Annotated in this window: 11 protein-coding genes; 5 read left to right on the top strand and 6 right to left on the bottom strand. The window is 68.6% G+C overall.

Annotated elements, in window-relative coordinates:
* The first annotated feature begins 31 nt into the window (after positions 1 to 31).
* The 3 genes from AC1DP9_RS11030 to AC1DP9_RS11040 are packed head-to-tail and all read left to right on the top strand — an operon-like array spanning position 32 to position 3,117.
* On the top strand, positions 32 to 1,054 hold the full coding sequence (locus AC1DP9_RS11030) for a glucokinase (RefSeq protein ID WP_477107342.1): 1,023 nt from the start codon (positions 32 to 34) through the stop codon (positions 1,052 to 1,054).
* A 15-nt stretch (positions 1,055 to 1,069) separates the two neighbouring features.
* Entirely contained in the window at positions 1,070 to 1,777 is a 708-nt protein-coding gene (locus AC1DP9_RS11035) for a response regulator (protein WP_477107343.1), read from the top strand.
* Positions 1,777 to 3,117: a sensor histidine kinase gene (locus AC1DP9_RS11040; protein ID WP_477107344.1), complete on the top strand. Its 1,341-nt coding sequence runs from the start codon at positions 1,777 to 1,779 to the stop codon at positions 3,115 to 3,117. The genes AC1DP9_RS11035 and AC1DP9_RS11040 overlap by 1 nt, the downstream gene beginning before the upstream one ends.
* 12 nt (positions 3,118 to 3,129) lie before the next feature.
* Here the strand turns inward: AC1DP9_RS11040 and AC1DP9_RS11045 are convergent, their stop codons facing one another.
* The 3 genes from AC1DP9_RS11045 to abiEi all read right to left on the bottom strand — a co-directional run bounded on the left by AC1DP9_RS11045 (position 3,130) and on the right by abiEi (position 5,688).
* Positions 3,130 to 4,065, bottom strand: coding sequence for a 2-hydroxyacid dehydrogenase (locus tag AC1DP9_RS11045; RefSeq protein WP_477107345.1), 936 nt, complete (start codon positions 4,063 to 4,065; stop codon positions 3,130 to 3,132).
* Between the two features lie 194 nt (positions 4,066 to 4,259).
* Entirely contained in the window at positions 4,260 to 5,150 is an 891-nt protein-coding gene (locus AC1DP9_RS11050; protein WP_477107346.1) for a nucleotidyl transferase AbiEii/AbiGii toxin family protein, read from the bottom strand.
* Positions 5,128 to 5,688, bottom strand: coding sequence for a type IV toxin-antitoxin system AbiEi family antitoxin (gene abiEi / locus AC1DP9_RS11055; RefSeq protein ID WP_092294158.1), 561 nt, complete (start codon positions 5,686 to 5,688; stop codon positions 5,128 to 5,130). The genes AC1DP9_RS11050 and abiEi overlap by 23 nt, the downstream gene beginning before the upstream one ends.
* 173 nt (positions 5,689 to 5,861) lie before the next feature.
* Between abiEi and AC1DP9_RS11060 the strand changes: the two genes are divergently transcribed.
* Complete coding sequence (locus AC1DP9_RS11060) at positions 5,862 to 7,664, top strand: OPT/YSL family transporter (protein ID WP_477107347.1); 1,803 nt, start codon at positions 5,862 to 5,864, stop codon at positions 7,662 to 7,664.
* 19 nt (positions 7,665 to 7,683) lie between these two features.
* Here the strand turns inward: AC1DP9_RS11060 and fumC are convergent, their stop codons facing one another.
* The gene (fumC, locus tag AC1DP9_RS11065) at positions 7,684 to 9,099 is read right to left on the bottom strand and encodes a class II fumarate hydratase (RefSeq protein WP_092294154.1); all 1,416 of its coding nucleotides are present in this window, start codon (positions 9,097 to 9,099) and stop codon (positions 7,684 to 7,686) included.
* Positions 9,100 to 9,235: 136 nt separating this feature from the next.
* Positions 9,236 to 9,586 carry a four-helix bundle copper-binding protein gene (locus tag AC1DP9_RS11070; RefSeq protein ID WP_092294152.1) on the bottom strand — a complete coding sequence of 117 codons (351 nt, stop codon included), beginning with the start codon at positions 9,584 to 9,586 and terminating at the stop codon, positions 9,236 to 9,238.
* A gap of 218 nt (positions 9,587 to 9,804) precedes the next feature.
* Here AC1DP9_RS11070 and AC1DP9_RS11075 point away from each other — a divergent pair, with 218 nt between their 5' ends.
* Positions 9,805 to 10,176, top strand: coding sequence for a hypothetical protein (locus tag AC1DP9_RS11075; RefSeq protein ID WP_092294150.1), 372 nt, complete (start codon positions 9,805 to 9,807; stop codon positions 10,174 to 10,176).
* Between the two features lie 60 nt (positions 10,177 to 10,236).
* On the opposite strand, the gene AC1DP9_RS11080 is transcribed toward AC1DP9_RS11075, so the two are convergent.
* The gene (locus AC1DP9_RS11080) at positions 10,237 to 12,222 is read right to left on the bottom strand and encodes a sensor domain-containing diguanylate cyclase (protein WP_092294148.1); all 1,986 of its coding nucleotides are present in this window, start codon (positions 12,220 to 12,222) and stop codon (positions 10,237 to 10,239) included.
* Positions 12,223 to 12,489: the final 267 nt, after the last annotated feature.

Below are 12,489 nucleotides of genomic sequence, written 5' to 3' on the forward strand. Positions count from 1 at the left end.
CGCCAACGTTCGTTTTCGACAAAGGGTCCCGATGTCTCCTCCTGATTCGCAAGCCGACTCGTTTCCCCGCCTGCTGGCCGACGTGGGCGGCACCAACGTGCGGATGGCGCTGGAGACGGCGCCGCTGCGAATTGGTGCGGTCACCGCGCTGAAGGTGGCGGATTTTCCGTCGCTCGAAGCCGCCATGCAGCAGTACCTGCGCGGCCTGCACGACCTGCCGCGCCCGCGCCATGCGGCCATCGGTCTGGCCAATCCGGTGACCGGCGACCACGTCAAGCTGACCAACCACAACTGGGCGTTCTCGATCGACGCCACGCGCCGCGCACTCAACTTCGACACGCTGGTCGCCATCAACGATTTCACCGCGCTGGCGCTGGGGCTACCCTACCTGCCCGCCGAGGACCTCGCGCTGGTGCGCGACGGCACGGCGGTGCCCACGGCGCCACGCGCGCTGCTGGGGCCGGGCACGGGGCTGGGCGTCTCGGGACTGGTCCCCGCGCCCGGCGGCGGCGCGGTGGCGCTGGCCGGCGAGGGCGGCCATATCGAAATCATGCCGGACACCGACGACGAGTGGATCGCCTGGCGCTACGCCCATCAGCATCTGGGCCGGGTCTCGGCGGAGCGGATGCTGTCGGGCATGGGCCTGTCCCAGATCCATGCCGCGCTGGTCGCAGAAACGGGTACGCCTCTGGCCCAGCCACTGACGCCGGCCGAGGTCACGGATGGTGCGATCAAGACCGGCGACCCGCTGTGCCAGCGCGCCTTCGCGGCGTTCTGCGGCCTGCTCGGCTCGGTGGCGGGCGATGTCGCGCTGGTGCTCGGTGCGCGCGGCGGGGTCTACCTCGGCGGCGGTATCGTGCCGCGTTTCGTCGATGCCTTCCGGGCCTCGCCGTTCGCCGCGCGCTTCGCCGCCAAGGGCCGCATGGGCGCCTATCTGGCCGACATCCCGGTCTACGTGATCACGGCCGCCTACCCGGCGCTGCCCGGGCTGGCGCGCGCGCTGGCAGACCGCCTGGAGGGCGACATGCGCCATGCCGGCGCCGCCCACCCCTGACTGATTGATCCCGACATGCGTGTATTGCTGGTGGAAGATGACGCCATGATTGGCGAAAGCGTGAAGGTGGCGCTGCGCCAGGAGGGCTTTACCGTCGATTGGGTGCGCGATGGCGATGCCGGCCTCGACGCCGCGTCTGACCAGCACGGCCCCCGCGCCGACGGCGGCTACGACCTCGTGCTGCTCGACCTCGGCCTGCCGCGCCGCTCGGGCCTGGAAGTGCTCAAGACGCTGCGCGCCCGCAACGTGCGCACACCGGTGCTGATCCTGACCGCCCGCGACGCCGTGGCGGACCGCGTGGCCGGCCTCAACGCCGGCGCGGACGACTACCTCGTCAAGCCCTTCGACCTCCAGGAACTGGCCGCGCGCATGCACGCGCTGGCGCGCCGGGCCGAGGGCCGTGCCGAACCGCTGCTGCGCTACGGCGACATCGTGCTCAACCCCGCCACGCGCGAGGCCACGCAGGCCGGCACGGCGGTGCGGCTGTCCGCGCGCGAGTTCGCGCTGCTCTCCGCGCTGATGGCGCGCCCCGGGCAGGTCTGGTCGGTGGCGCAACTGCAGGAGCGCCTCTACGGCTGGGACGACGAGGTGGGCAGCAACACGGTCGAGGTCTACATCCACGCGCTGCGCCGCAAGTTCGGCGCCGCCCTGATCCGCAATATTCGTGGCGTGGGCTACATGGTGCCGAAGCAAGACGGCGCCGACGAGGAGCATCTGTCCTGATGCGCTCGATCCAACGTACGTTGTTGTGGTGGCTGGCCGCCGGGCTGGCGGCGGGCATCGCCGTGGCCACCGGGCTGATCTACGCGCAGGCCCGGCAGGAGGCCAACGCGCTGTTCGACTACCAGATGAAGCAGGTGGCGGCGGCGTTGCCGAGCCAGTTCCCGAGCCCGATGGCGCCGCCGTTCGACGGCGGCAATGGCAGCGGCGCCAGCGCGGACCTGCTCCATGCGGACGAGGACGTGGTCATCCACATCTGGGACGGCACGGGCCGCAGTCTCTACCTGTCTCACTCCCACCCGGTGCTCCCGCCACGCGCGGAACTCGGCTTCTCCAGCGTGCTGACGGATTCCGGCGAATGGCGCATCTACAGCGTGCAGCTGGGGCCGACCGTGGTCCAGATCGCCCAGCCGATGAGCGCGCGCCGCACACTGGCCGCGCATATGGCGCTGCGCACGGTGGCGCCGCTGTTGCTGTTGCTGCCGCTGCTGGCATGGCTGATCTGGATGGCGGTGGGACGGGGTTTGCGCCCGCTGCGCGAGATTGCCACCGAGGTGCGCGCGCGCGACGCCAACACGCTGGCGCCGCTGGCCTTGCGCCAGATGCCGGACGAAATCGCCCCGCTTTCCGACGCGCTGAACCAGTTGCTGGCGCGGCTGGCGCAGGCCATCGACACCCAGCGCGCCTTCGTGGCCGACGCCGCCCACGCGCTGCGCACGCCGCTGGCGGCGCTGCAATTGCAGGCGCAACTGGTGGAGCGCGCCGACAGCGCGCCGGCCCGGCAGGAAGCCGTGTCGCAGTTGCGGCAGGGGCTGGAGCGGCTGACGCACCTCGTCGCGCAGTTGCTGACGCTGGCGCGGCAGGAGCCCGGCGCCGCGCCGCCGCCGCATGAGCCGGTGGACCTGCGCGCGCTGGCTGCGGGGGTGATCGCGGAAATGTCCCAGGCGGCCATCGACCGCGATATCGACCTGGGGCTGGAGGCCGATGCTGCCGAAGGCGCCATGGTGCGGGGCGATGCAGACGCGCTGCGCATCCTGCTGACCAATCTCATCGACAACGCCCTGCACTACATTCCGGCCGGCGGGCGGATCGATGTGCGGGTGGCGAGGTTGTCTGATGGCGGCGTGGAACTGCAGGTCAGCGACAACGGCCCGGGCATTCCCGCCGACGAACGCGCGCGCGTGTTCGACCGTTTCTACCGCGTACCGGAGGCGCCCACGGGCGGCAGCGGGCTGGGGCTGGCCATCGTGGCCGAGATCGTCCAGTCGCACGGCGCCCGCGTGGCGCTGGAAGACGCCGCGCCGGGGCTGCGCGTGCGCGTGACTTTCCCCGTCGCGGCCTGAGCCTGTCGGTGCTTAGCCGACCGGCGCGAACAGCGGCTCGCCCGCGAAGTGCCGGCGCGCGTTCTCCAGGAACTGGCTGACCGACGCCAGCACCGCTTCCGGCGACCAGCCGGCCATGTGCGGGGTCAGCACCACGTTCGGGCAATCGAACAATTCCTTGGGCGGCAGCGGCTCGCTCTCATAGACATCGAGCCCGGCGCCGCCCAGCTCGCCGGCGCGCAAGGCATCGGCCAGCGCCGCCGTGTTCACCACGCTGCCCCGCGCGATATTGACGAGGTAGCCGTGCGGCCCCAGCGCGCGCAGCACCGGCGTATCGACCAGATGCCGCGTCTCCGCGCCGCCCGGCGTGGCGATGATCAGATAGTCGGCCCACTCGGCCAGCGCGCCCACATCGGCAAAGTACGAAAACGAGACGTCCTCGCGCGCGCGGCGGTTGTGATAGCCGATTTCGAGGTCGAAGCCCTGGCCGCGCTGGGCAATGCGCCGCCCGATGGTGCCAAGGCCGACGATGCCGAGCCGCTTGCCCGAGAAGTTCGGCGGCAGCGGCAGCGTGTTGCGCCAGATGCCGTCGCGCGTGGCGTGGTCCAGCGCCGGCACGCGGCGCACGGTGGCCAGCAGCAGCGCCATGGCGTGGTCGGCCACGCAGCTGTCGTTGGTGCCCGCGCCGTTACCCACGGCAATCCCGCGCGCCCGGCAGGCGGCCAGGTCGATGTTCTCGTAGCCGGCGCCCAGCGCGCACACCACCTCCACAGCCGGCATGGCCGCGATCTCGGCAGCAGTCAGGCCGACCGTGCCATTGGTCAACACGGCGCGGAACGTCTTGCCGTGCGCCGCCACCTCCGCCGCCCGGCCCTCGGCCGTGGGCGCGTAGCGGACGTCGTACTGGGCGGAGACGAGTTCAAGATGAGCGGGTTCGAGCTGGATCAGGACAAGCAGGGCGGGCTTCATGACGTAACGGCGAGGGAAGTGAATGGAGGATGCCGGCGGACCGACGCGACATTCTATGCCCGACGCCGGATCAATGCTTGACCACGCAAGGGTCGGGGCGCGCAGAAATGGGTACGGTTTGGGGGCGGGGGAGGCGGAAGGCGGCGGAAACGCCTGCGCAGAAACGGGTACGCTTTGGCCCCATCCGGGCCGGATCAGGCGACCGCGAGATCGGCGTCGAGTACCTTCTGGGCCAGGGTTTCCGCACGCCGCAGGAACTGCGCGGCCAGCGCGGGATTGGCGATCTGGCTCGCCACGCCCGCATCGACGAATCGCGTCATTTCCGCGTGGAACGCCTTGGCCGTCTCGGGTTGGGACAGGAGCGCCAGCCGCTCGCGCAGACGGTCTTTGTACGACGGCACGGTCCAGCCATAGTCGATCAGCTTCCTGCCGATCAGCGCCATGTCAGGCGTGAGCTGGCGGTCCGTCAGGAACTTGATGTCCCAGACGTCGCGCGCCTTGATGTAGGGGCGGGCGCCCAGTGCCACCATCTTGTCGGCAAGGATTTCGCGCGGCGTCTCCGCCGTGACGATCATCTGGCGGAGGGGTTCCGGCAAGTGCGGATAGTTGGCGCTGACCGCGACCAGATCGGGATCGTGCGCCGGCACATTGGTAACCTCGATATGGATGACCTGACCCTGCGGCACGCTGCGGTCGGCCTGTGGCATCTGCACGCGTGCGCTCCAGCGCGCGACGTGAACGTCCGACGGGGCCGCATCCTTCGCGGGCGTGCGGATCTCCACCTCCAGGCCGTAGGCATTGGCAATTTCCCGCCGGAGCAGGGCCTCGAACGGCGCCATGACAGTAGGATCGAATGCGCGTCCGGCAACGAAGTCCAGGTCCTCGGAATAGCGCGTGCCCTGATAGCAGAGCCGCAACGCGGTGCCGCCCTGGAAGGTCAGCGCGGCGGCCGCGCCGCTCTGCAGCAGGGCGTAGAGGATTTCGTAGTGGAGGATTTCCTTGGCGATCGTGCCCGCCGGCACGCGCCGCTCGGTGGCGTATCGGCCGGCCAGTGCCAGGAGATCAGTACGGGTGCGAAATGGCATGGTCCGAATGGGGAGACTGCGAGGGAATCTGCACGAGATCGACATTGCGCCCGGCGCGGCGCAGGTCCTTCAGCGCGCGTTCGGGCTTGGCGACATACATTTTGCGCCGTGCATCGAAGACGAGATCGTCGCGCAGGGTGTCGATGTGCCGCGCCGTATGGGTGAATTCGAGCGTCCCGTACGGCGTGTGGAACGTCTGGCTGCGGCCTGTCGTCATCAGCGTCAGCCGCGAAGGGAGTTGCGACAGCCATCCCGCCTCGGATAACGCCGATTCGAGGCTCAGGTAGTTAAGGTCCCACGGGCGCAGGAACGCCGGCAGGGCGCTGAGCACGTCGGGCGGCAGGGAGCGCGCCCGCGGATTGATATAGAGCCCACGGGCGATCCGCTCGATCATCCCGGTGCGCTGGTGACGGGACAGCGACTTGTTGAGCGTGTCGCCGGACTCCCCAAAAAGCTGGCTGAGGACGGGAAGCGAAAAGCTCCAGATGCCGGCGCGATCCCAATGCTCCAGGGTGGCCAACAAGGCACTGAGGATCATTATCTCTACGATAAATGGACAGATTTGGTCATTATATGTGCAGATCCTGCGGGTGCCCAGCTTATCTATACAGTAACAGGACATAAATAGGCGGTTTTCGTATAGATACCATGCCTTCACCGCACGGTGGCGTCCGCGCCACTATGCTTGGGAGCATTCGCGTCCGGAATCTCATGTCCACCCTCCTCACCACTCCCCGCTGGCGCTGGCTGCCCGCCCCTGATACCTGGCAATACCACGCCCTGCTTGGCGCGGCGGGGATGCTGGTGCTTGGGCCGCTCGGCTGCGTGGCGGCGGCCTATATGAACTTCTCGCTCGGGTTCTTTATTGGCGGGCAGGTGCTGGCCGGCATTCTGGGTTCGGCGGTGACGGCGGGCTATGGCGCGGCGGGGCGGCATGGGGCGAACTACATCCAGACGGCGGCGGCGTCCGTGGCCGGGATGGGCGGGATGGTCGTGGTGATCCAGGCGATGGGCTGGATGGGCATGGATGCGCCGCCGCTCTGGCACCTGATCGGCTACATGCTGTGCATCGGCATGTATGGCGTGGGTGTGGGCATGCTCTACACGCCCTTGCTGGTGGACCGCATGCAGCTGACGTTCCCGTCCGGGCTGGCCGTGGCCAACATCCTGCGCGCGCTGACGGACCCGGTGCTGCTGCGGCGCTCGGTGGCGCGGCTGGGTGGCGGCATCGCGCTTGGGGCGGTGGCCGGGGTGGGGGTCTCGCGCGTGGCGTGGCTGGGCGCCATCGACCTGTCCGCGTCCACCTTCGGCGCCGGGATGATCGTCGGCGCGCGCATCGGTATCGCGGCGCTGGTCGGGGGGCTGGCGGGATGGGCGCTGACGCCGTATTTCGTGTCGATTGGCTGGCTGGCGCCGGGCGACCCCTATCGCAAGATCACCTTCCTGATCGCGCTGGGCATGATCATGGGCGCGGCGCTGATCGATGTGTCGATGCTGCTCGTGCGGGCCTGGCGGGAGCGGCAGCCGGCCAACCCGGTGCCGGCCCCCGCCCCCCAACAACGCGGCCTGCCGATGCGCTGGATCTGGCTCTGGGTGGTGGTCTGGGGCGCGGCGGTGGTGGCGGCCGGCGCGGTGTGGTTCGGCCAGCCGGTGGGCTACCAGCTGATGGCCGTGGCGCTGGTGCTGGTGTTCGCGCTGGTCAACGGCATCTCGGTCGGCATGGTGGACTCCAATCCGATCTCGTCGGCCTTCGTGCTCACGGTGATCCTGATGGCCGCCGTGGGGCTGCGCGAGCCCCATATCGGCCTGATCGCCGCGACCGTGCTGCTCGTCTCCACGGCCGAGGCGTGCGACATGCAGCAGGACCGCTCCACCGGCTGGCGGCTCGGCACCAACCGGATGACGCAGTTCGGCTATCAGGTGGCCGGCATCGTCGTGGGCGCGGTGCTGGCGGTGCTGCTGGCGCGGCTGTTCATGCAGGCGTATCCGGTGCTGCGGCTCGACCAGACCCTGCTGCCGGCCGACCAGCAGCCGGCGCGCTGGACCTCGGCGATGACCTACAAGATCGTCGGCGCGCTGCGCAGCATGACCGAGGACCGGCCCTACCAGCGGCTGGCGGTGTGGATCGGGGTGGGTATCGGCCTGGTGACCGAGGTCGCGCGCAAGACGATCCGCGCATCGGCCCGCTACCGGCGCTTCGCGCAGTCCGGCGGCACCGGCAAGACCGTCGATTTCCTGCTCGATGCCGCCGTGCTGCCGTCGCCGTACGCGTCGTCGTTCGGGGGCTTCGTGAACCTGCCGGCCGCTGCGTGGATGGCGGCGGGCGGGGTGCTGGCCAGCGTGGTGAATAGTGTGGCGAACAGCGTGGCGAAATACCGCTCGGCGCCCGCCGGCGATGCCGCGCTGCCCGAGGACATGAGCACGACCTCGCTGGTGGGCGGCGGGCTGATCGCCGGCGATGCCTTGGCGGCGCTGGCGCTGGGCGTGGCAGGGTTGGTGGCGGTCGTGGGCTGACCGCCTTCCAGCCGGGCGCTCACACCTCCTTCGTCATCCCCTTGAAGTCGATCCACTGGCCGAACTGTTCCTCGGTGACGTGGCCGGAGGCGATGGCGGCCTCGCGCAGGGACAGGTTTTTCTTCACGGCCAGCTTGGCGATTTCGGCGGCCTTGTCGTAGCCGATATGCGGGTTCAGCGCGGTCACGGACATCAGGGAGCGTTCGAGCAGTTCCTGGATGCGCGCGCGGTCGGGCTCCACGCCTTCCACCATGTGTTCGGCGAAGCTCGACGCTGCATCGGCCAGCAGTACCACAGACTGCAACAGGCTATAGACGATCACCGGCTTGTAGGCGTTGAGTTCGAGCGTGCCGAGGCTGTTGGCCAGCGTCACCGTCGTATGGTTGCCGATGATGCGGCAGCAGACCATGGCGAGGGCTTCGGCCTGGGTCGGGTTGACCTTGCCGGGCATGATCGACGAACCGGGTTCGTTGGCCGGCAGTTGCAGTTCGGCAAACCCGGCGCGCGGGCCCGAGCCGAGCAGCATGAAGTCCCGCGCGATCTTCAGGAACGACGACGCCGTGGTGTTCAGCGCGCCCGACAGATCGACCAGCGCGTCATGGGCGGCCTGGAGCGCGAAGCGGTTCGCCGCGGGCTCGAACGGCAGGCCGGTGTAGCCGGCCAGCGAGCGGGCAAACGCGGCGGCGAATCCCGGGGGCGCGTTCAGGCCGGTGCCGACGGCCGTGCCGCCCTGCGCCACCGGCATCGCGCGCAGCATGGCCTGTTGCAGGCGCGATTGCGCGTCCGCCACCTGCGTCATGTAGCCGGAAAATTCCTGGCCGAGGGTCAGCGGCACCGCGTCCTGCAGGTGCGTGCGGCCCACCTTCACGATGTCGGCAAACGCTTCCACCTTCTTTGCGAAGGTTTGTTGCAGTTTTTCGAGCGAGGGGAGCAGCGTCTGCTGGATGGCGCGCGTGGCGGCGATGTGCATCGCCGTGGGAAAGCTGTCGTTGGACGACTGGCTCGCGTTGACGTGGTCGTTCGGGTGAACCGGCTTCTTGCTGCCGACCTCGCCGCCCAGCAGCTGGATGGCGCGGTTGGAGATCACCTCGTTGAGGTTCATGTTGGTCTGCGTGCCCGAGCCGGTCTGCCAGACCGAGAGCGGGAACTCGGCCGGCCACTTGCCGGCGATGACTTCCTCGGCGGCCTGCTCGATGGCTTCGGCAATCTCGGGCTTCAGCACGCCCAGGTCGCGATTCGCACGGGCCGCGCAGAGCTTGAGCACGGCGAACGCCTCGATCAGCGCCGGGGGCATCTTCTCAGTGCCGATGCGGAAATTCTGGCGGGAGCGCTCGGTCTGGGCGCCCCAGAGATGATCGGCCGGCACGGCCACATCCCCGAGGCTGTCTTTTTCGATGCGGGTGGCTGACGAGGGGTTTGCGGGCTTGGCGGACATGGACGGACTCCTTGAGGGAAGGCTGCAGGATCAGGCAGGACTGCTAGCATAGCCTTCCCGCGTCACATTCGCGCTGAAGCCCCTTTCGCCGTCAGGCGGTTAGATTGCCGTGGATATTGCTGTCGATGCCGGCGGGTCAGGCGGTCATCTTGAGGCACATTTCCATGCAGGCCTGGCACGCCGCGGCGCATTCCTGGCAGTGCCAATGGTCATGTCGTTCACATTCTTCCTTGCACCATTTACATACTTCGGCGCAGTCTTCACAGACGAGGGGAGCAAATTCGCTATTGCGCAGCATGTAGGAGGCGGCGAGGGTGCAGATGCCGGCGCAGTCCATGTCCAGGGCGATGCAGCGGGTCATCTTCCGGGCGTCTTGCTCCTCGAGGCAGGCGGCCGCGCACTTCAGGCTGGCGGCCGCACAGGCATTGCAGGCGGCGATACAGTCGGCATACCGGTCAAAATTCTCTCGCACTGTGGGTCGAATCATCGGGTGTCCTCCTTGGGGGTGGGTGGTCGACAACCAGCAACCGTTATCCACAATAGCAGGCGCCTCGGCGTCCTGCCGCAATGTGGCGTGGTCTACAATGGCCGCCTCAGGTTCGGCGCCGTCAGCGTTGGATAGTTCCGGTCCATCGATTTGAATGGCCGGAGAAGCGTGAAGAAGTTGCAAATTGGCAGCGATAAGCTGCGAGAAAGGACGGCATCATGGGTGAAGCAAAACGGCGGGGCACGCCCGAGGAACGGGCGCAGCAGGCGCAGGCACGAATCGACGCCCTGCGGCCCGCACAACTGGTCTGCGGCGCGTGCAAGACCTCGTTCACCAATTTCGATGCGATTCCGGCCCCCGGCCTGCGCGGCATCGACGCCGTATTCGGCGGCGAGTGCCCGAGCTGCGGCAACGATGTAGTCGTATTCAAGGGCGAACCCCAGGCGGTGGCCGAGGCCATGCTGGCCTACGAGCGGATGATGGGCGAGAGCGCGCGGCTGGGCTACCAGTCGGCCGATGGCCGGCACGTGCCGTTCGACGAGGCCGCGCCGCAGGCATCGGACGCGTCCGACGACTCGACCAAGCACTGAGCCCCCGGGCGGGTGGCGCTTTCAGCGCCGAAAGTCCGCCGGTGATGCCCCTTCAGGGCGTCAGGCTTCCAGCGCCATCAGCTCCGCCGGGCCAATCTCGTAGCGGCCCCGGCCGAGCGCCTTGGCGCGGTAGAGCAGCGCGTCCGCCATGCGCTTGAGCGTCTCGTCCGTCATCGGGCTGCCGCGATAGAGCGCCACGCCGATGCTGACGTCCACATCGGCCATCACGCCGTCGAAGTAAAAGCGCTGGCCGATGGAGTCCAGGATGGACTCGGCAATGCGCTGGGCCGTGGCGGGCGAGGGGATGTCTTCCAGGATGACCGCGAATTCATCGCCGCCCAGCCGTGCGACGTGGTCCTGGTCGCGCACGCAGCGGCGCACGCGCAGGGCGAACGACTGCAGCAGCATGTCGCCCGTGGCATGGCCGTGCGCGTCGTTCACCGCCTTGAAGCGGTCCATGTCGAGGAACAGCAGCGCTATCAGACTATTCTCATCACGGCTGCGCGCCATGGCCGCGTGGAGCTGGCTCTCGAAGGCGCTCCGGTTCTCGAGCTGCGTCAGGTGATCGGTTTGGGAGATCCGCGCCAGCCGCTGGTGCTCCAGCTTGCGCTGGGTGATGTCCTGCACGTGGATGTGCACCCCCACCACCTGCTTGCCGTCCTCGCTCCATTCGGGGCGGTAGCTCATTTCCATCCAGTGCGGCTGCGGCGTGCGGTATTCGCTCTCGAACGTGATCACCGCGCCCGCCAGCGCCTGTTGCAGGAAGGGGCGCGCCAGCGCGTAGCGCTCCTCGCCCAGCAGCTCCCGCACAGTCTTGCCCCGGATCGCCTCCACCGGCATGCCGAATGCCTGCTCGTAGGCGATGTTGTTGAAGACGTAGCGCTCGTCGTTGTCGACAAAGGCCAGCAGCGAAGGCAGGTTGTCCGTGACCGCGCGCAGCCGACGCTCGCTGCGCGCCAGTTGCTGGCCGCGCTGGCGCACATCGCGCATCAGGCGGATGAACGCGCGCGTTACGTCGCCGATTTCATCGCGCTGGGGGCGGCGCGGCAGGCGCTCGAAGGCGTCGGCGTCGTCGGCGCTGGCCTGCACCACCTGGTGCAGCCGCGACAGCGGCATGAGCAGCCGCCGCACCGCCAGCCAGATCGCCAGTGCCACGCCGCCCAGCACCAGCCCCGCCATCATCAGGAAGCGTCGCTGCATCTGGCGCAAGGGCGCGTAGGCCTCGCGCGCGGGCAGCACGGCGATCAACTCCCAGCCCGTGGTGGACATCAGGTAGCGCGCGATCACGGGCCGTTCCGGCATCAGGAATTCGAACGTCGCAGTCTGGTCCGTCTCGCCGCAGGTGTCGCCCACGGCGCGGGCCGGCTGGCGGGCCTGGCGGGTGTCCGGATGCTGCACGTAGACCGGCTTGGCACCCGCTGACACCAGACAGTAGAACCCGGTGCTACCCAGCCGGCTACGCGCGATCTCGACCAGGAAGTTCGAGCGCGACAGATCGAGCCAGCCGCCCACCAGGCCGAGGAACTGCTTCGACGCCGAGACCACCGGCATCGCCACCAGCACGCCAATCGTGCCATCGACGCGCGCGTGGATCGGCGCGGCCACCACCGGGTTCAGCGTGCGCACCGCCTCGCGGAAGTAGTCGCGGTCGGCCACCTCGATCGGCGGGCCGGAGGATGTCAGCACGCTGCCCGTGGCATCGGTCACCACCACCGAATTGAACGCCGCCGGCACCGGGATGGTCTTGCCGATGACGTCGAGCAGGTCGGCGCGTACGTCCTCCCGAGCCCGGCCGTGTGCGCCCTCCAGCACCGCGCCGATCTGCGGTGCCATATGGGCCAGCATCACGATGCGGTCGTCCATGGCCGTGTCGAGCTGGTCGGCAGAAAGCTTGACGATGGAGTCCTGCTGGTTCTGGAGGGCGTCCTCCAGGTCCCGGTGCGCGTAATAGAGCGAGCCGAGTACGATGCCCGTCCCCAGCACGGCGGCGAGCACCGTGGTGATCAGCGCGATGCGCGCCTTCAGGGAGGGTTGGATGCGGGGCATGCTGACAAACGCGGGCAATACGGAGGGCGAGGGCGCGCGGGAGTGGAAAACAATGCTGCTCACGCACTTCCCGTGCCTGATTCCGGGGTGCGGCAGCGGGGGAACCTATCACGCATCACCCGTTTGAGTCAGCCGGGGGAAACGGCGTTGACAACGGCCGCGCATTTCTGCTGGCGGCCCGCGCATGTGTGTGCGGAAGCACTGTGCGCCGTTGGGCCGGCACGGTATAGTGCGGCCGGCGTGTCGAAATTGCCCCCCAAACGAGGG

The sequence above is a fragment of the Cupriavidus sp. 01L43 genome (assembly GCF_056399925.1).

Excerpts from the sequence above, each read along its gene's own strand:
- AC1DP9_RS11030 (WP_477107342.1), top strand. The coding sequence starts at position 32 with ATGTCTCCTCCTGATTCGCAAGCCGACTCGTTTCCCCGCCTGCTGGCC.
- AC1DP9_RS11035 (WP_477107343.1), top strand. The coding sequence starts at position 1,070 with ATGCGTGTATTGCTGGTGGAAGATGACGCCATGATTGGCGAAAGCGTG.
- AC1DP9_RS11040 (WP_477107344.1), top strand. The coding sequence starts at position 1,777 with ATGCGCTCGATCCAACGTACGTTGTTGTGGTGGCTGGCCGCCGGGCTG.
- AC1DP9_RS11045 (WP_477107345.1), bottom strand. The coding sequence starts at position 4,065 with ATGAAGCCCGCCCTGCTTGTCCTGATCCAGCTCGAACCCGCTCATCTT.
- AC1DP9_RS11050 (WP_477107346.1), bottom strand. The coding sequence starts at position 5,150 with ATGCCATTTCGCACCCGTACTGATCTCCTGGCACTGGCCGGCCGATAC.
- abiEi (WP_092294158.1), bottom strand. The coding sequence starts at position 5,688 with ATGATCCTCAGTGCCTTGTTGGCCACCCTGGAGCATTGGGATCGCGCC.
- AC1DP9_RS11060 (WP_477107347.1), top strand. The coding sequence starts at position 5,862 with ATGTCCACCCTCCTCACCACTCCCCGCTGGCGCTGGCTGCCCGCCCCT.
- fumC (WP_092294154.1), bottom strand. The coding sequence starts at position 9,099 with ATGTCCGCCAAGCCCGCAAACCCCTCGTCAGCCACCCGCATCGAAAAA.
- AC1DP9_RS11070 (WP_092294152.1), bottom strand. The coding sequence starts at position 9,586 with ATGATTCGACCCACAGTGCGAGAGAATTTTGACCGGTATGCCGACTGT.
- AC1DP9_RS11075 (WP_092294150.1), top strand. The coding sequence starts at position 9,805 with ATGGGTGAAGCAAAACGGCGGGGCACGCCCGAGGAACGGGCGCAGCAG.
- AC1DP9_RS11080 (WP_092294148.1), bottom strand. The coding sequence starts at position 12,222 with ATGCCCCGCATCCAACCCTCCCTGAAGGCGCGCATCGCGCTGATCACC.